14 protein-coding genes are annotated in these 18,170 nt (G+C 54.6%); 5 read left to right on the top strand and 9 right to left on the bottom strand.

Annotated features, from left to right (window positions below; translation table 11 throughout):
* Positions 1-105: 105 nt before the first annotated feature.
* The 4 genes from ACPOL_RS21190 to ACPOL_RS21205 all read left to right on the top strand — a co-directional run bounded on the left by ACPOL_RS21190 (position 106) and on the right by ACPOL_RS21205 (position 4,669).
* On the top strand, positions 106-1,464 hold the full coding sequence (locus ACPOL_RS21190; protein WP_114208823.1) for an outer membrane beta-barrel protein: 1,359 nt from the start codon (positions 106-108) through the stop codon (positions 1,462-1,464).
* Positions 1,465-1,708: 244 nt separating this feature from the next.
* A complete protein-coding gene (locus ACPOL_RS21195; RefSeq protein WP_338026689.1) occupies positions 1,709-2,401 on the top strand; it encodes a cytochrome b/b6 domain-containing protein in 693 nt (230 codons plus the stop codon).
* On the top strand, positions 2,398-3,699 hold the full coding sequence (locus ACPOL_RS21200) for a molybdopterin-dependent oxidoreductase (RefSeq protein WP_236656930.1): 1,302 nt from the start codon (positions 2,398-2,400) through the stop codon (positions 3,697-3,699). The genes ACPOL_RS21195 and ACPOL_RS21200 overlap by 4 nt, the downstream gene beginning before the upstream one ends.
* Positions 3,700-3,757: 58 nt before the next feature.
* Entirely contained in the window at positions 3,758-4,669 is a 912-nt protein-coding gene (locus tag ACPOL_RS21205) for a DMT family transporter (protein WP_201758919.1), read from the top strand.
* Positions 4,670-4,686: 17 nt separating this feature from the next.
* Here ACPOL_RS21205 and ACPOL_RS21210 read toward each other — a convergent pair whose 3' ends face one another.
* From ACPOL_RS21210 to ACPOL_RS21235, 6 genes are all read right to left on the bottom strand, one after another.
* The gene (locus tag ACPOL_RS21210) at positions 4,687-5,343 is read right to left on the bottom strand and encodes a Crp/Fnr family transcriptional regulator (RefSeq protein ID WP_114208825.1); all 657 of its coding nucleotides are present in this window, start codon (positions 5,341-5,343) and stop codon (positions 4,687-4,689) included.
* Positions 5,344-5,405: 62 nt separating this feature from the next.
* Positions 5,406-6,896, bottom strand: coding sequence for an arabinofuranosidase catalytic domain-containing protein (locus ACPOL_RS21215; RefSeq protein ID WP_114208826.1), 1,491 nt, complete (start codon positions 6,894-6,896; stop codon positions 5,406-5,408).
* Between the two features lie 180 nt (positions 6,897-7,076).
* Entirely contained in the window at positions 7,077-8,474 is a 1,398-nt protein-coding gene (locus ACPOL_RS21220; protein ID WP_114208827.1) for a glycoside hydrolase family 27 protein, read from the bottom strand.
* 164 nt (positions 8,475-8,638) lie between these two features.
* Positions 8,639-9,652 (bottom strand): nucleoside hydrolase, encoded by a 1,014-nt coding sequence (locus tag ACPOL_RS21225; RefSeq protein ID WP_161557489.1) that lies wholly within the window; start codon positions 9,650-9,652, stop codon positions 8,639-8,641.
* Positions 9,653-9,657: 5 nt separating this feature from the next.
* Positions 9,658-10,608 carry a ribokinase gene (gene rbsK / locus ACPOL_RS21230; protein WP_161557490.1) on the bottom strand — a complete coding sequence of 317 codons (951 nt, stop codon included), beginning with the start codon at positions 10,606-10,608 and terminating at the stop codon, positions 9,658-9,660.
* Positions 10,609-10,615: 7 nt separating this feature from the next.
* On the bottom strand, positions 10,616-11,593 hold the full coding sequence (locus ACPOL_RS21235; protein ID WP_114208830.1) for a GRP family sugar transporter: 978 nt from the start codon (positions 11,591-11,593) through the stop codon (positions 10,616-10,618).
* Between the two features lie 186 nt (positions 11,594-11,779).
* Here ACPOL_RS21235 and ACPOL_RS21240 point away from each other — a divergent pair, with 186 nt between their 5' ends.
* Entirely contained in the window at positions 11,780-14,317 is a 2,538-nt protein-coding gene (locus ACPOL_RS21240) for a hypothetical protein (protein ID WP_150133086.1), read from the top strand.
* Positions 14,318-14,344: 27 nt separating this feature from the next.
* Here ACPOL_RS21240 and ACPOL_RS21245 read toward each other — a convergent pair whose 3' ends face one another.
* From ACPOL_RS21245 to ACPOL_RS21255, 3 genes are all read right to left on the bottom strand, one after another.
* The gene (locus ACPOL_RS21245) at positions 14,345-15,016 is read right to left on the bottom strand and encodes a response regulator transcription factor (protein ID WP_114208832.1); all 672 of its coding nucleotides are present in this window, start codon (positions 15,014-15,016) and stop codon (positions 14,345-14,347) included.
* Positions 15,003-17,036 carry a sensor histidine kinase gene (locus ACPOL_RS21250; RefSeq protein ID WP_161557491.1) on the bottom strand — a complete coding sequence of 678 codons (2,034 nt, stop codon included), beginning with the start codon at positions 17,034-17,036 and terminating at the stop codon, positions 15,003-15,005. The genes ACPOL_RS21245 and ACPOL_RS21250 overlap by 14 nt, the downstream gene beginning before the upstream one ends.
* Positions 17,037-17,140: 104 nt before the next feature.
* Positions 17,141-18,010 (bottom strand): substrate-binding domain-containing protein, encoded by an 870-nt coding sequence (locus ACPOL_RS21255; protein WP_161557492.1) that lies wholly within the window; start codon positions 18,008-18,010, stop codon positions 17,141-17,143.
* Positions 18,011-18,170 lie beyond the last annotated feature (160 nt).

Below are 18,170 nucleotides of genomic sequence, written 5' to 3' on the forward strand. Positions count from 1 at the left end.
GAACTCCCAAGACTTTAGGCCATGCCACGTCGAGTCAAATGGAACGCGCGCCAAATATGAAGAACCCCTGGGCGCATCTGTTGCGGTCTGAAAGGGAATAATGTGATGAGGATCTTGGAGGGAGTCGGATCGACGCTCATCGTCATGCTCGCGCTCACACCATTGCATTCTCAGGAAGCAACTCTGCGCCCAAATGAAAGCCAGGCACAGTTGCTGGAACGAATAGAGCGGCTGGAGGAGCGGATCGCACTTCTCGAAGGCAAGGCCGCCCCGCAGACGCCTGCCTTGAACCTGAGCGTTCCAGACACCCTTGCAACCATGCCGACACCGCCGATCTCACCTTCAATTGCGGGCGAGCTTTCTAGAGCCAAGGACACAGTAGCGATAGAGCCGGATGCGTCGGCAATCGCGCCCGGCGAGATCACTTTCAATTTCAACTTTGAGGGGTACTACAGCTTTAATTCACTTCATCCCGCCAACCATCAAAACACATTGCGAGTCTACGATTCCCGAAGCAACACGCTCTCCCTGAGCGAGGTAGGCGTTGTTATCGAACGAACACCTGAGCCGGAACGCGGCGCGCGAGCGGGGTTTCGGTTGGATCTGCTCTTCGGACAACTCGACGATTTTCCCTTCGCACGGCCCATGCAGAACAAGAACGTATTGCAAGCCTACGGGTCATACGTTGCGCCGGTAGGCAAGGGACTGCAGGTGGATTTCGGCCAGTTCTTCAGTCCGGTCGGTCTCGAGAGCTTCTACACCGCTGACCAGATTGCACTGTCTCGGGGCTACATCCTTGATCTCGTACCGATCTACCACGTCGGTCTCAGGACGACATATCCGATGACAAAGTCTTTGAGCGTTCAATACTCGTTGGTGAACGGAATCAACGAAGGACCTGAAGGAAAAGGGCTCGGCTCGCATGTAGCTGCGGTCGCCCTACATCACCCGACCTGGATGACGCAATTCAACTACTACTATGGCCAGCCGGACTTCAGCACTTCCTCGACGGGAAGTTCTACTGGACACCCAATAAACCAGCTGGGGGCGAAAGCGCAGATCGCAAACGCCTACGGCGCGGTGACTCATGGAGCATATACATTAACCTCCGAGTTTTTCTTCTACACGGCGAAGCCCTCCACGGACGCCCGTGCCTTGCGGGCGACAGCCGGTTCGGTTTACCTCAGTCATCAAATATCAGGCCGCTGGATAGGAGCGCTGCGATTCGAACACTTTAATGATGCCGGGGGCATGATCAGTGGGTCACCAAGAACTCTGAATGGGATCTCTGCGGTCGCAACGTATGTCATTACCCACGGCTTCCAGACAAAGCTGGAATATCGCCACGATTGGGCAAGCACGCCTGTCTTCCAATCAGGGCCTCTGCTTGTTCCATCCAGCAACCTCGATACGGCGACTCTGGGGCTGAACTGGAGATTCGGAAAGAAACCGGCACCTTGGTAAGACAATCGTGGCCGCCTCAGTAGCTCGCTCTCCCCAAGTGGCTGAAAATCTGTAGGAACTGATCAAGTCGCATTCCGTCGGACGCAATTCAGGAAAGGAGCAAATCGCGATGAGATCGTTAGCTGATTTTCTTCAGTCCATGCACGTTAGGTGGACAAGCAGCACAAACGAGACTAAACATGCATCCCTTCCAGTTTCCAAATCAGATGACTCGGCTGGCATTCACCTTGAGCAAAAGCATCCATTGGCTATTCGATGGATGCATTGGATCAACTTCCCGGTGTTGTTCACGATGGTCTGGAGTGGGCTGCTCATCTATTGGAATGACTCTGATAATTCATACGAGCACCCGCACCGCATTTACCGTCTCGGTCTAGGAAAGGTCACAGTGTTCCGCTTTTTTCCAGACTGGTTCTATGCCAAATTGAATGTGCCCTACCACGTGACACAGGGGCTCGGGTACCACTTCTTTTTCATGTGGATCTTTGCGCTGAATGGACTGGCTTGGGTGGTGTACACATGGCTCTCGGGCGAGTGGCACTTTCTGCTGCCGCAACGAAAAAGCCTGCGTGAGGCGATTCAGGTGACACTGGTGGACATGCACCTGCGTAGGGGCCTGCCCCCACAGACCAAGTACAACGGTGCTCAAAGGATCGCATACACCTCTGTGATCCTTATGGGCGCTGGGATGCTCATTACCGGTTTGGCGATCTTCAAGCCAACGTCAGCGCATTGGCTGACCAGCTTGCTCGGGGGGTACGAAATGGCGCGTTGGTTGCACTTTTGGATCACATGGGCATTGCTCGGGTTCTTCGGTGTCCATGTAGCCCAGGTCATTGTGGCTGGATGGAATAACTTCCGCTCTATGGTGAGCGGACTCGAAGTGCAGGGAGAGGACTCACCTTCAATCGAGGCGGAAAGGAAGATGTGGCGATGAGGGACGACGAACATCAACATCAAGAGATTGCGCCATCGGACCAGCCGGCCACTGCAACTGAATCTACGCGAGTTGAAGCGCAGTCGACCGAATCGCGCCCAATAGCAGAGCAGCCAGTCGTCACCACAGCATTTGACTCAGCCACAGATCGAACGTCCCTACGCTTAGGCGAACCGGCCCCAGACAAAGCCATGGCGGTCGACTCAGTTAAGGACCAATTGGCGTTACCGGCTGAAGCGGAGGATATACAACTCCACAGGACTGCAGAGGAAGAGGCTCGCGCAGAAATTGAAACAGACACAACGAACATTGCCGCGGCCGCGAAAGTGCTCACTATGTCCAGACAGCATACGCGCCGCTCATTTCTGGTCGCAGGAGTGGGTACAGCTGCTGCGTACGGCCTTTATCGTTATCTGGACACAGACCTCAGCGCAGGGAGGCAACCGCCTCTGTTGCGGAGCGCGTACCAGTTCAATCAGTCACTGTCACGCAATCTCTTCCGAAATAGGGAGCTCGCACCGACTTATCCGGTTCACCTTGCGGAGAATCTCCGCGTGAATGGCGTCTTCGGATTGCGAATGGATCTTGAGCTCGAAAGCTGGCGCTTACAGTTGGTTGGAATGAACGGCGCATCGCAGCATCCGCTCTATGTAGAGGATGTTACTGCCTGGGATTATAGGTATAAGACTCCGTCAGAGCATGAAGACAAAGACCACGATACGAAGGTCGACCCGAAACTTTCGACCGCTAACAAGATGGCTCCGGAAGCGATGCAGGCCCAGGCGGAAGAGGACGAGAACCATACCGGCCGCATGGCGCGCGGGACGGAAGAGGCCGGCGAAAGCGGCTCGACACTACCCCCCAAGACCGCAGGACTGCTTCTGCCGATTGCGGAAGTTACCAAGCTGCCACGGCATGAACTGGTGACACAGTTCAAGTGTATCGAGGGCTGGAGCCAGATCGTGCATTGGGCCGGTGTTCGTATGGCGGACTTTCTGGAGACGTATCCGCCGGCGAAGATCAACGGCAAAGATCCGTTCTATGTCTACATGGAGACCCCGGACGGGAACTACTACACGGGCTACGATCTGGACGTGATGCGGCATCCTCAAACGATGCTGGTGACCGAGATGATGGAAGCTCCACTGACGCAGCTTCACGGGGCTCCGTTGCGGCTCCACATGCCCACGAAATACGGATATAAGCAAATCAAGCGCATCGGGCTCATTGCCTACACGAACGACAAGCCGGATGATTACTGGACGAAGTTGGGTTACGACTGGTACGCCGGTTTGTAGTTCATGGCCGCAAGACAGAGAAGCCAAAAGATCGTACTGTTTACGTTTGGGAGTACCCGTGAAAGCTTCACAAGGCGCAAAGAAACTGACCCTCCCGCTCTGTATCGGAATAACCCTCGTTCTGTGGGCATCATCCTTTCCCGCTATCCGCGCAGGTTTGTCAGGATACGCTCCGCAGCATCTTGTCTTATTGCGGCTGCTGACAGCATCAGGCGCTTTCATTCTCATCGCTCCATTCGCCAGGATCAGAGTTCCAAAGCCAAGGCATTTGCCCTCTCTCCTTCTCCTTGGCCTTATTGGAATTGGAGGTTACAACCTTGCTCTCAGCTATGGAGAAACCCATGTTCCCTCCGGAACAGCTAGCCTGCTGGTAAACTGCGCACCGGTGATAACGGCATTGCTCGCAATGTTCTTTCTGAAGGAGCGCATACGGCCAAGGGCGTGGCTCGGACTGATCGTTAGCCTGGGCGGGGTCGCCGTGGTCGTCACTACACTCAATAGTCGCGTAGCTCTCGACCCATGGGCGCTTTTGGTTGTGCTTGCTGCTGCGCTGCAAGCAGTTTTTTTCGTTCTGCAAAAGAGGCTCTTAGCTTCGTATCGGCCTCTGGAGCTAACTTGTTACTCCATGTGGAGTGGAACTCTCGCCAGCTTGTTCTTTCTACCTGGATTCGTGAACGCGTGCAGAACTTCTCCGCTTCACGCTACACTCTCAGTGGTGTATCTTGGCGTCTTTCCGGCGGCGTTCGCATACCTCACTTGGGCCGTTGTGCTGTCCCGTTTACCAGCTTCGAAAGCAGGTAGCCTTCTCTATATCGTGCCCCTACTGGCGTTTGTCATTGCTTGGTTCTGGCTCGGTGAACGTCCGCAGATTTCAACCCTCTGTGGAGGTGTTCTGGCTCTCGCCGGGGTCGTGCTTGTGACCACCGCGCGGGCGCTTCCCGTGGGCCCAGCTATGTCGAAGATCGTATAACTGGCGGCGTATCGAATTCAGTCGTGCAAGATCACGTTCAGGAGCGATTTGTGGACGCGAATTCGACCGTTGTACTCTATAAAACCAAGCTGACGAAACCGGTTCATGAAGAACGTCACTCTGGGTCGCGTCGTTCCAACAATTTCAGCCAAAGACTCATGCGTTATCTCGGGGATCAAGAGCTCAGGTTCGCCGGGCTGACCGTACTCCGCCATCAACAGCAGGATGCGTGCTAAACGTTTTTCGCTCGAATTGAAGAGTTGATCGACCAGATCCGCCTGTACCCTCATTCCACGCGCGATCAGGAACTTCAAGAAGAGGTCCGAGAAGGCGTGTTGCTCATGCAACGCTCGAACCATCTCCGTCCGTGAGATCTTCATAGCGACACAGGGAGTTAGCGCGGTTGCAGTCGCGAGACGCAAGCCAGGAATCTGCGCCAGAGATTCCTCCCCGACGAAATCTCCATCCGACGCTAGCGAAACCGTAGCTTCCTTACCTCGCTTCGAAATGACAGATACTTTCGCTCGACCGGACTTGAGATAGAAGACGCAGTCTGCAGGATCACCTTGCGCGAAGAAAGTCTTCTTTGGCTTCACACGAACGATTCGTCTCCCAAGCCCCACGTCTGAGAGGAAGGATTCCAAATCGAAGACCGGCGGTTTGCTATCGGCCATAAAGCTCTCTTCATCTACTCCGGCTGGCGTATGTTCAGAAAACGCTAGTGCTGCCTTCCTGGCTACTGGGGAATGACCTGAACATCGTCGAAGAGAATCCAGCTTCCGCTTGACTGCCCATTGTTGAAGCCGAAGTATACCTGCATCGTCGTCAAAGAGCCGGAGTTGAATGTCACTGTGTATTGTTGATATGAAGTCGGACTGCATGTGTCGCCCCAATTCAGCTCGGTTTTGTTATTACCGCTCGTGTCTGACACACCTAAATAAGCGTTCTTCCCGAAGTTCGCGGAGCATGTAAACCAGGCGGTGAGCTGGTAATTGGTGCTTGGCGTCACGTTAAAGTTCTGGCCGATTCCTGTCCAGCTCGAGGACGTGTCGTACGTCCAACCATTATTCAGGCCGGAATGTGCTTTACCTTGCTGTACATCGACGCCTGACGTTCCAGTAGGGCCGTAGTGGAACCATCCATTGCCAAGAACGTTTTGGCTGTCCCACTCGAACCCCCCATCATTGAGCAGATTTATCGGACCTGCATAGTTCGCAGACACTATGTTCGCCTGCACTGAGGCCATCGAGCTGCTGGAAGGAACGCCCGCCGTCATCGCTCCCTCGAAGAAGTAGCCCGACGCCCCATTACTGTTGTCCCCACCTATACCCAGAATGATTGCACCCTCTTGGTGCATTGGCTGATACTGAGAAGGAAGCGTAGTGAGCCCTGTCGTACTGAGTGCACCAGACTGTGCATTGCCTTGATAGATCTGGTAGGTCGTCTGGCCGTTATTTGAACCCATGTCCGTTACAAACTGCGTTCCCGAAGGTACCCCCAGAAATCCGACGATTCCATTCTCCACGTCAAGCCCTGCGGCGGGATTACATGGCGTTCCGGGGCAGATCATATTGAGTGCGTCCATGTGGCCTTCACCAGTGTCATTGTTTGATACCTCCGCGTTGCCGAAATCGAAACAGCACAGGGTATTAAGATTGAGCGCAGACGTCACCATGTAGACGCCCTCAGGACTGCCGTTCGTGGCGATGCCGTTGGTCCCATCGTTTCGATAGCCGATGCCTGGCTGTACATTCAAGCCATACACGTGATGACCGCCAGCCATCACAGGGAGTGCCGTTGCAAACGCCGGCAGATCGTAGCCGCTAGGCCCAGGCCCGCTCGCAGCTCCTCCCGGAGGTGCCGGTGTCAGGTGGTTGTCATTGCTCGTCTGATCGTAGATCTTCGTGATCGTGCACACGGTGCCGGCGCAAAACGAGTCTTGAGTCCCCGCGTTGGCAAAGCCGTCAGAAAGAAGTCCGATATCGCTTGTCCCATTATCGGATTTCCGGGTCACCTGATAGAGTGAACCATTGTAGGAGGAAAACAGAGCCCGAATTGTGCTATAAGCAGCGACGCACGGGGTGGAGCCGCTATAGACATCGCACGGCCCACTGGATCTCGACTGAGCCACGCTTGTGTTAGGAACCAACATGAACAGCGTCATTGTAAGCGAAATGGCTGCGAGAATGTTGGCGATGAGCCGCGTTCGTTTGATGAAGAGTCGCATTAATGCTCCTTTATGCACACGTACCTGAAAGTTGCTTTCATTGTCCGAGCCCTCACGTTCCGAGCGCGGCTTTCCACTTCGAAAGCCACGCTAGTCGATTGGTTCACTCTTGAACATGGGGCAGATGTACTAACCGAGGCCAGACTCGCTATCGACACCTTCTACGTGTCCTCCATCCATCTAAGAGGGGTAAACACGCAGCAACAGAGTCTGATGTGAATCTAGCGTCGCCGCCACACCAGAAGAGTGTGTAGTCAGGTATTTATGGGCCCAGAGATCACGTAGGTGAAGCGGAGCCTGCACAAGGCCAACGTCTTTCCAGGCAAGTTCCACCCGCTTTCGGCGCACATCGGCATTAACAATCCCTATGACTATTGATCCATCACCTAGAGGTTTAATCCAGATCTCAATGTTGTCCTTCCGTGAAAGCACCTTTCCGCGACCCTGACCGGGGTCCTGATCGATGGCGATCACCTCACGGTTCAGCAGTATCTTCCTTGTTGCGTCGTCCAGATCGCGCGGGTCATTCCCCAGAATAAGCGGCGCACCGAGCAAAGCCCACAAGCTCATATGAGTGCGGTATTCGGCGTCGGTCATACCGCCGTTGCCGACTTCCAGCATATCTGGATCATTCCAGACGCTATCATGCTCCTTGTGCGGTATCTCCTCATCGGCGAGGCTGTTGAGTCGCATGGAATCCCAAGTGTCCTGGATATCAGCGGAAATGCGCCAAAGGCTGCCGCCGGCCGCAGCTCCCCATCGTGCTACCTCCTCTTGCCCATATTGACAAATAGCGAATGCAATTGGGCGTCCAGTGCGCTGCAAGGCAGATCCCATCTTCTGATAAACAGACCTCATGGCCGATTGTGGATAGAGTTCTCCCGCGCTACACCAGTCATACTTCAGGTAATCAACTCCCCAAAGCGCAAAGGCTCTTGCGTCATCGTCTTCATGGCCGAAACTTGCGGTGTAAGCGCCGCACGTAAGCGGCCCCGGTGAAGAATAGATACCGAAGAGAAGTCCGCGAGAATGGACGTAATCTGCCAACGCCTTCATATCGGGAAATTTTGTGTTTCCGCGTAGGCGTCCGTCGATTCCGCGCGCGGCAGCCCAGCCCTCGTCAATAACGAGGTAGCGATAGCCTGCATCCCGCATACCCGTCTTGACCAGAGCGTCTGCAATACTTCGCACGGTAGTGTCATCGATGCGCTCTGCGAAGTGGTTCCAACTGTTCCATCCCATAGGCGGTGTCGCGAGTGCGACGCGACCCGCCGAGATGTCAGCAATGGCGGGAAGCGGCCGAGGGACCGGCAGCTCTGGAAACTGACGCACGGGATGCGCTTTGAAAGAAAAAGGGGAAGTTCGAGGATCGTAAATGACGATCAACAGTTCTTGGCCCAGTTGCTTGCAGACGACGTGGATTGGGATGGCATTCCGCAAGTAGAGGGTGAAAGTGTCTCCATTTACTATTGATCTGTCTATTTCTGTCCATCCCCAGGTCATATGGACGCGACCGCGAATGCTTTGAGTGTCCTCCTGAAGGTCAAGGTAGTAATCAACAGGAACACCACCGCTCATCGTCCCCGTTCCTTCCCATAAGCTAGGCGCGCTGGCGTTGGGTCTCTGAGCTTGGACGAGAGATCCAGACGGACTAAGACCAGTGAGAGCGATCAATGGTACTGCAGACAAAAGGCACGTCAACAAGCTAGACACCCTGAGACGTCCTTTGAACGAATGAAACCTCACGGTTGACCCTCGTTTTGTGAACCAAGAAGACGAGGAATGTAGAAGCGAAAAAACTGATCCGAATCTGAATCGAGACAGACTTGGGCGTTTGGGGGTCCGGCAGTTTCCCGTGTGAATCCCTTTGCATCCACGATCAGATGTAGGGGGGTCACAGGGCAGAGCTTTGGATCTATCGCGAAAGCAACGGCCATAGCGTCATACATGGTTGGTGTCTGCTGTTTGGTCGTATGCGACCATTGCTGGTAGTTAAGCGTTAAAGCGTCGGTGAGCGGCGTGGAATGCGTAAAAAGCAACTCCCGTTGCAACTCTCCAAGTTTGATCTGTGTTGAGTCGACCGGCATCACATACAGGGGAACCCCCGAACGGAAAACCTTCGCCGCCGATTCAGGATCCATGGCTATGTTGTACTCCGCATCGATGTGGTGAGAGTTCGTATAACCGAAGTCGCCATAGCCGCGCCGCACAGAACCTCCCATCAATACAATTCGCTTGAATTGCTTGAATGTCACAGGGTCGCGGTCGATTGCAGCACCGAGATTGCTCATGGGCCCGACGCTGATCAGCGTGATCTCATTCGGGTGAAGTTGCGCCTGCGTGAGAAGGAATTGCACAGCGTCATCGTGTGTGTGGGCGGGTCCGCGTTTCGCCCAACCTGATTGGGAGAAAGCCGCTTCTCCAGAATGATGCTTCTCCGGCCCTTTCAACACTGGGACGCCATTGAGGCCACACTCTAAGAAAAGCCGATCGACCATCCGGGCACGCAAGGCCGTGTCTCCCCAAGCAGTGGTGACACCTACCAGATGTAATTCTCGACTGGAGATTACAAGACCCAAAGCAAGAACATCATCGATGTCGTCCCCGATATCTGTGTCGAAGATTACAGGCTCTCCATGACCTGCAGGAGCGTGGATCGTTTCCTTGCTTGCCTGTGCCGCCGCACCGGTCGTGAGCAGGAAAAGGAGAGGTAGAATTATTCCAAGAGCCTGTGAAGCACAACTTATAAGGCGCACGGCAATTACCTCCCCAAAGTCTCGGAACAAGCAGGTTTACTTGCGAGGAACGATTCCACTTCCTCTCGATGGGGCATGGACGTCTGAGCCCCACGCCGTGTTACAGAGATAGCCGCAACAGCGCTGGCAAAGCTGGCGGCTTCGTAGGGAGTCATTCCTTGTGCAAGCCCAGTCGCAAACGATCCATTGAGGGCGTCGCCGGCCGCAGTTGTATCGACTGCGGTGACGTTATAGGCGGGGATGTTGAAGCGTTCCCCGGAACCTAATGCGACCGCAAGTCCATGCTCCCCGAGCTTCAGTAGAACATTCCTTGGTCCCAATGCCATGAGGCCGTCCAACATGCCCTCGATGTCCATCTGAGAGGCCGCGATTGTTGAGCGGCCCAGAATCTGACAAGCTTCGGTGAAGTTTGGGGTGAGCCACGTCACGTTCCGTAACAGCGTGGCGCTCATGGGACATACCGGCGCTGGATCGAGAACAACATTGACTCCAGCTGCAAATGCAATCTCGGCAGCGAACTCAACCGAACTGACTGGAATTTCTAATTGCAACAGCAGGACGCTTGCTTGTTCCAGTAGAGTCCGCCGCTCCTCTACAAACTTCCGATCTACCGCTGCGTTTGCTCCGGGCACAACAACAATACTGTTCTGGCCGGCGGCGTCAACCGTAATGAGGGCGACCCCCGACGAGCCGGCGGAGGAAACGAGATGATTGGTTTTTACACCTGACGCGGAGAGAGATTCTCGCATGATGGAAGCGAATGAATCCGTGCCAACCATGCCGGCAAAAACAACCTCTTCTCCGTTTAATCTTGCTGCGGCCACTGCCTGGTTTGCGCCTTTTCCGCCTGGGACCAAAGCGAAATCATGTCCGCTGATCGTTTCCCCGGCGGCAGGCATGCGTTCTGTGGTCACCACCATATCAAGATTAATGCTGCCCAACACAACAATGCTCATGATTCCCTCATCGGTATAGCGGGGCAATCGCCACCGCGGATAGGCCAAGCAGAAAAGCCAAAAACATTGGAGCAAGCAATCGCTTGGAGGCGGCAGGGGCATCTGCAAATTCTCTCCAAACAAATACTCCCCACATAGCAGATATCAGTGTCGCGCCTTGACCGATTGCATAGGAAACCGCCGGTCCGACGATGCGGGCTTGCGACGCAATAAAGTTGGCTTCAGCGCCAACGGCCCAAATCACGCCGCCGAGCAGACCGGCGAGGTGCCATCTCGACGGAGCACCAGTATAAGCAGACCACGGCACCGGCACAGAATCCGTCAGGGGGCGTCGCATTAGAAGGGCGTTCAAGGGCAACGCGCAAAGAAGTACACCGAGCGCGAAGAAGGTACTTACTGTATACGCGTCCAGAGGATGTGCACCACGAAGAGACCGAGCGACAAAAGGATAGAACAGTCCCATTAATAGGCCGGCGACGACACTGATCGCGATTCCCCGAGCAGAACTTTCAATAATGGTACTTCTCAGTCGATAGGCTTGCGCGCTGAGAAGAATCGCGGCGAGTACGAGACCGATCCCCAAGACCAGCAGAATAGGGTTACCCGAAGGCTCCTGAATGTAGTTCAGGATCACTCCAGTAACGAGCGCTAAGCCTATGCCAATTGGAAAGGCGACAGCCATACCAGCCATTTCGATTGCCGCTACAAGAAGGGAGTTCGCGATATTAAAAACGATGCCACCCGCTAGGGCGAGCGCGATGGACGGCGTTGCAGCTTGCATCAGCCGAAGGAAAAAGCCTCTTCCGCCACCAAGAAGTGTGCCGATGAGCAGGGTACTCGCAAGAATGCCTGCCACGTAGTCCCAGTAGAAGGCCTGGAATGACCAGCCTTTGGCTAGTTTAAGAGTATTTGCCCACGACCCCCAGCACAACATGCTCAGGAGCATCAGCATCATGGCGGCTACATAGAGTTGCGGTTGAAACATGACGGCTCCATTGGATATGCCCTGACTCGCCATAAGCGCGGACAGCAAAGTTGATCGCCACTTCACCTTGAAGAACTGAAGTGCTCCTGTAAATGGGGCGTTTGCCCCATTGTTAGGCGTGATGGCGGAAGGCTTTACTTAGCGGGGCTGATTCAACTGGAATGCCTCTGCCGATGGGGTTCAACGATGAAATTAACTAGGCGAGATTTTGCTCAGCTTCTGGCGATGAGCGGGCTGAATCTGGTCTCGTCCGGGGCTCGTGCTTCGGATCAGACCAGTGGCTCGAAGAGAAGCTACAATCCGCGCAGGATTGAGAACGTGTACGCCCTTCTGTCGGAGCAGGAAGCGAAGCTGTTGGCTGAAAAGGTGGGTGTCGCTCATGTTTCCGGCCAATCGTTGACGCTTCTCCTAGCCGGAAACTCACAAGTTTTACAGGTTGGCGAAAGCTTTAAAGGCTGGCTTCTGCTCGCTATTCTTGATGACCAAACAGCGGTTCTTGAATATCGCGTACGGCATCGCGGTATCCTCGTCTACCTGAACGAGTCTGGTGGCGAAGTACTCCGGCTCGACGAGTATCTGGGGACCATTCGAGAGATCAAGCCACGGCAAATTAACGCTGAGCCGGGTGTCGCCCTGGATCGAGAGGGGCAATTCCACGTCGGTCCTGATCGAGCATCGCAATACGTCCTGGGCTCTTCCGAAGATCCCTGCTTTGAGAATGTCGCCGCACTGGGAAGTGAATACATTGGATGGACATTCGTCGGACGCGATGGCGGTGGCCCCAAGGCTTCGATCTACCTGGACGAGGCCGGCAACACCCGACAGCGCAAAGATGACCCGGCCTGGGCGCCCGATCGGAACGGCCCTTTACTCGACATGGCTGACCATCTGCCGTTTTCATTTCCGGAAGGTTATAGTTACACGCCGGGGTACAGCAAACGGACACTCCTTGGCGGACACCTACCGGTAGCTCATATCGGAGTGTGGAATCCAAAGTTTAAACGTGGGTATGAAATGATGGCTCTCCAACCAGAGCAAGACGGAGCTCCCCCGATTGCGCGGATTCGTGTTCTGCTTGGCGCTTCCGAAAAGGAGCCGCCCGGGTCTGTTGTTTCAGCTCCTGACGAAGAGGGCATGCGTTTCTCCGAAGAATTCGTAGGAGGGACCAGGAAGGAGTTCTTCAACGCTCTTCGTAGCACGGCGATCTATTGGGAAAAATATTTCGAAGCCGGAGTCCGCATCGACATTCCAGACCAATGGCTTCTCCAAGCGGCAAAAGCGGGCCTAGTCATCAGCCGTTGCAGCTATCACGGGTTGGAACCGACGTATCAAGTTGGTGAAGGTGCGTACACGGTTGTACCGGAGAGAAGTCATGCTCTGTTTCCAGTCGCCAGTTACGAGTTCGTCTGGGCCCATCAATTATGGGGTCAAATCGCCAGCGCAGATAAATTCCTTGCCCACTACCTTACCAAGTACATTTTGCCGAATGGAGATTTTGCTTATAATTCACAGGATCAGGTAGAGGGACCACTCAATGTCGGATTCTTCCTGTCGAACTCCGCACGGTCGTTCCGGTACGGCCGCGATGTACAAGCTTTAGAAGAGCGCCTTCCCACCCTTCGCAGAATGACCGAATTTGTCGCTGAACGGATCTCGTACTCCCGTCGCACCTTTGACATTGAAGACCGTCGTTACGGGCTAATTTGGGGCTCGCCGGAAGCTGACTTGACCGCCCCCAACCACGACACACCGGATGCCAACCCCTACTATTTTCAGAACGCAGCTTGTGTTTGGCGTGGTCTTCGGGACCATGCGGACGCTCTCAGCGAAGCTGCCAAAGCGCAGCCAAGTGCTACCCTTGCGCAAGAAGCAGAATATTACGAAGGCTTGGCGAGTAAACTCCGCCAAGACCTCGCACGCTCCCTGGCAGCCACGCTGCAGGTGAGCAGCACTCGCGTTCGAAAAGCCAACATTACGCCCTTCCACCCGAACGACACGGATCGTGATCCGACCGAGCTCAGCAGTTACGAAAATCACCGATTCATGCAGGACTGGTTCCTATCTGATTTCGGTGTGCCATCGTTCGATCAAGGTCATCTCCACCATCGGGAACTGGCTGGTCAGCAGATTTGCGGACTCCACACTGATGGTAATGCCCCGAGGACCAGCAACTTCATGGAACACGGAACGCTGGCAGTGCGCATTCGCCAAGAGGATTACCGCCCCTTTTTGCTTACTCTTTATGCACTCGTGTGCTTCGCCGCCGACAGTGGCAATCGCTATGCACCGGAGGACGCCTACATCCCCGGAGGACATCCCGAACAGCAGAGTCGGTATGGATGGTCTGCAGTAGTGAACAGCACCTTGCAACCAACGATGGGGTTGCGTTGGCTTCTCTGTTACGAAGATTCAAACAGTCCGGTTTGTCACCTGCAGAAGGCGGCACCGAAGCACTGGTTTGAAAATGGATTGAAAATCGGTGTCAAAAACTGCCCGACCAGGTTTGGTATGGTCACATGGCAGACGGAAGCACTTTCCAATGGTCGGTGGAGAGTGAGCGGATTCGTAGCACCTAAGTTTAGCGCGGAGTTAGTCGTGCATATACACAGGCCAAATGGGCAACGCTGTCGAACCACAACTTCTGGCAAGATCCTAGGCAGTGCTGTCCAACTGAGTGTCGAGGAGCTCCAACTGAAGCCGGCCTTCGATTTCATAGTGTCCTAAAGCTTCTTCTAAGGAAGCCTAACCCAATTAATCCGGAAGTCTGATGAGACCCTGCTGTATGGCAGTTGTACTTGCCTCGGTTCGATCCGACACGTCAAGCTTACGGAGGATGCTATCTACATGGTTTCGGATCGTATGGACGCTCACCTCGAGAACTCTCGCGAGTTGTCGATTCGTCAGACCCTTGACCATAAGTTCGAGAACCTCCAACTCGCGCGCCGTGAGTTGTGTGCGCATCATGCGCTCCGCTAACTTTGCCGCTACGCGATCTGGAATATGCCGTTTTCCAGTGAGTACAATTCGAACTGCTTTGATGATTTCCTCATCAGGCGTGTTCTTGAGCAAATAGCCATCTGCCCCCGCGCTCACAGCTTGATAGATGTCTTCATCCAACTCAAAACTAGTCAGGATCAAGACGCGGACCTTGCTTTGTTGACTCTTCAGGGAGCGCAATACATCTAGGCCGCTTAGGCCCGGCATCCGGAGATCTAGGAGAACCACGTCGGTCGTATTAAGACGAAGAAACTCAAGAGCCTCTTCCCCGGAGGCTAGCGCATTAAGAACTTCGACCTCGGCGTAGCTCTCGAACATGCTTCGAAGTCCAGTCCGCACCACCGGATGATCATCTACAATGAGCAGCCGAATAGGGCCCTGGTGTTCTAACCCGAATTCTTCCTGTGAATGCTTATGCGTCGCCATCAATACTTCCCTTCGCGAATCTCCTTCGCATGCTCGTTACTAGCCACAATTGCCGCCGGGGCAGGGGGATGGACGCCCGGACACGGGTTCCTTTTTCTCCTGTTGCCTCAATTGAAAAGTGTCCCGAGAGACTTCGCGCTCGCTTCTCCATGCCGATAACGCCGAATCCGCGTGAGGGGAGGTCCTCACGGTAACCTATCCCATCGTCCTCAATCTGAAGCAGGATAGAAGATGTTCCGTATCCCACGTGAATTCCAACGGTGCTCGCGCGGGCATGGCGAACGCAGTTTGCGAGTGCTTCGTGGCCAATCCGGAACAAAGTGTCTTTCACTCTTAACGGGAGCTCACGTTCGACGCCGGTCACGTGAGTCAGCAATTGGATTGCTCCTCCGTCCACCATGCGCTCTGCGCTGCTTTCGAGGGCCGCGGACAAACTTACATTCTGAAGCGATTCCGGTCGCAGTGTCGCAATGTTGCGCCGGGCCTCATCGTGTATATGGCGAACCATCTCGGTTGCGACATTCAGCTGTCGTTGCAGCTTCGGAGCGTTTTCCGGAAGGTTTTTGCGGACGGCGCTTAGTTGATACCCTATGCCTGCAATGCTCTGCGCCAATGTGTCATGCATCTCATGCGCAAGCCGTTCGCGCTCATCCATAATCGCCTGCAGCTTTGCATGTCTGATTCGCAACCGAAGAGCGTAAACTCCTGCAACCGCAGTAATGAGGCCGCAGAATAGCAGTAGAATGTGAACCGGTGACCACCATGAGGGCCCAGCAAGAATTACGAGATCATCAGCAGATGTGATAGAGACGGCAAAAGGGAATTGGCCTTTCGTCGTCTTGAGGTCATTCCGACATACGCCTCGCACACGCAGTTTGCTTCCGGGACGCACCAGATTCACTGCGTCGCCTAAAACCGAGTCGGGCGAGAAGACACGGAAGGTTTGGAAACCGTTGACCATAGTGAGGCTGGCCACCCCCATTGACTTTTCCGGGCCTCCTACATCAAACCCTTCCACTTCCACATATCGAGAGTCGTAACGACCACTTGCTGCTTGTGCCACAGAGATTGCAAGCGGCGGCAGAGGATTCCCAGGCCATAGCGTCGTCACCTCAGCACTCCGAATTGTCACCGTTTGGTCAATAATGGCAAGATGCCCAGTTACTTCGACTTCGTCCCCAACTTTCAGTGGCGAAGGCACAGAGAACGACTCGATAGCCACTCCGCCCGTGGCATCTTGGACGAATAGCGTCGGGTCGCTTGCGATTACAGTTCCGCGAATACTGGCTTCGTCCGATCCCGAAGTGATCCACCGAAGCTGGTCGATTGGGGTTGTTGGGGATGTACGAACCGAAGTATGAGGTTGCGGTGTGATCTGCTTGCCAGCCCAAGCGTCAGTGGATAGGTCACCCGCGATAATGGGACCTGATGATTCTACCTGGGCGCTCGATGCCGTATTCGAACCTCTCGTGACAAGACTATTGGGAAGGACGGATACATTTCTCCAGCGACCACCTGAAGCGTAAGAGCGGAGACCAATTCGACCGCTCCGCTGACAATTTGGGTTTTCATGCGAAAGCGTGGCGATTGGACCATCTGGTAGCGCCTGAGAAGAACCTTGTATGCTGCAGCCCGAGAATCGCATAATGAGCCGATACCATCGAAAGGGCTGAACGCCACCAGGCATCGGCACGGTTGGGAACTCCAACCATGCGAAGTTGGATCTGCCCAGAATGAGCCGATTGTCCACTGTTCGTAGGCCTAAATAGTATCCGTCGTACGCGTCGACCCCCTCTTCTTCGTTTATGGACCTCGCGACCAAGCCCGCGTCCCCCTGCCCTAACAACTGCACGTCGGCGCTGAATGTGTAGTCCTGCCATTCAGTGGAACCACCGATCAGTTTTGCTCCACGTTCGTCGGAGGTGTTCTCAACCGTGCCACCATGGAAACTCCAAGTTCCCCCCAGTGACTTCCAGCCGTGCGGAATGCCGACTGCAAATATGTTTGCGTTCTTCGGCATGGAACCTCTTCTGCTGCTTAGGGAGAGCGTCAGGGTGAATGCCACAATAAGCAGGGACATTGAGGCGCCCGTCAGAAGCAATCGAGTTGTTCGATCGGTGTTCTTCACTCCTGTTTCCAGTAAAACGCTAACATCTGCTGTACATCTTTCTGATGAAGGTTATCTTTCGTTACGAGAAGTGGCTTCAACTCCACATCCGAATTGTTGGAGTCTCCCGGCTCCATAATCCATTGGATAGCTTGATATCCCATGCCAACCGTATCTTCGACAATAAGAGAGTCCATCTCCTTGGAAGTCACGGAGATCGCAAAGTCCTGTTCGCACCCGACAAGGATGAGGCCACTTCCGCTGTTTTGCACAGCGGCGAAAGACCCCTGCGTAGCTTCCGAGGTTAGAGCAAAAATCGCCTGAACTCTAGGTTGAGTCCTGATGATGTCGGCCGCGGTTTTTTCGACATGAGCCCGGTTGAATGCTCCAGCCTCCTCGTCAACAATGTGCACATCTGGCGAATTGCTGGCAAGTTCAAGGCGAAACGCACGTTCGCGTCGAACGAGCGAACTCAGATCGCCATCAACCCCTAAAACTGCGACCTCCCCGTGTCCGTGGAGTTGCGCTCCAATGCGTCGAGCTGCCAAACGACCGGATTCACTGTCGTCATTAACGATCTGTTTGAGCCCAGGATGAGCGGCGAGCGGCATGGGCGATCCCACGACCACCACTCGCAGACCATGCGCAAGAGCGCGGTTTACTGAAGACAGCAGCGACAGAGGTTGATCAGGCGAGAGCACGATTGCGTCGTAGCCCTGGTCGATAGCACGTTCGAACATCGCAATCTGTCGCTCGACATCATCCTCGCGGGTTGGTGCATTCCAGTAGAGCGTTACATTCCAACGCTTCGCGCCAGCTTCTACGCCCGCGTGTTCCGCTTCCCATAACTGTGTCCCCGTGGTTCTTGGGATCACGGCGATCCGCATCACATGACGTCCGGAACAGCCAAGGTGCGCGGAACAACCCAACATCGAACACATCAACAGGTTCGTCCACTTCCGTCGACTCCACATGGCTTCACGACTGTCCTTCACCGCGAAAGTCTAGGCTCGAACGCGCAGCATTTGCAAGCGCTGTCCATAGGCA

The sequence above is a fragment of the Acidisarcina polymorpha genome (assembly GCF_003330725.1).
In the GTDB taxonomy this organism is placed as follows: domain Bacteria; phylum Acidobacteriota; class Terriglobia; order Terriglobales; family Acidobacteriaceae; genus Acidisarcina; species Acidisarcina polymorpha.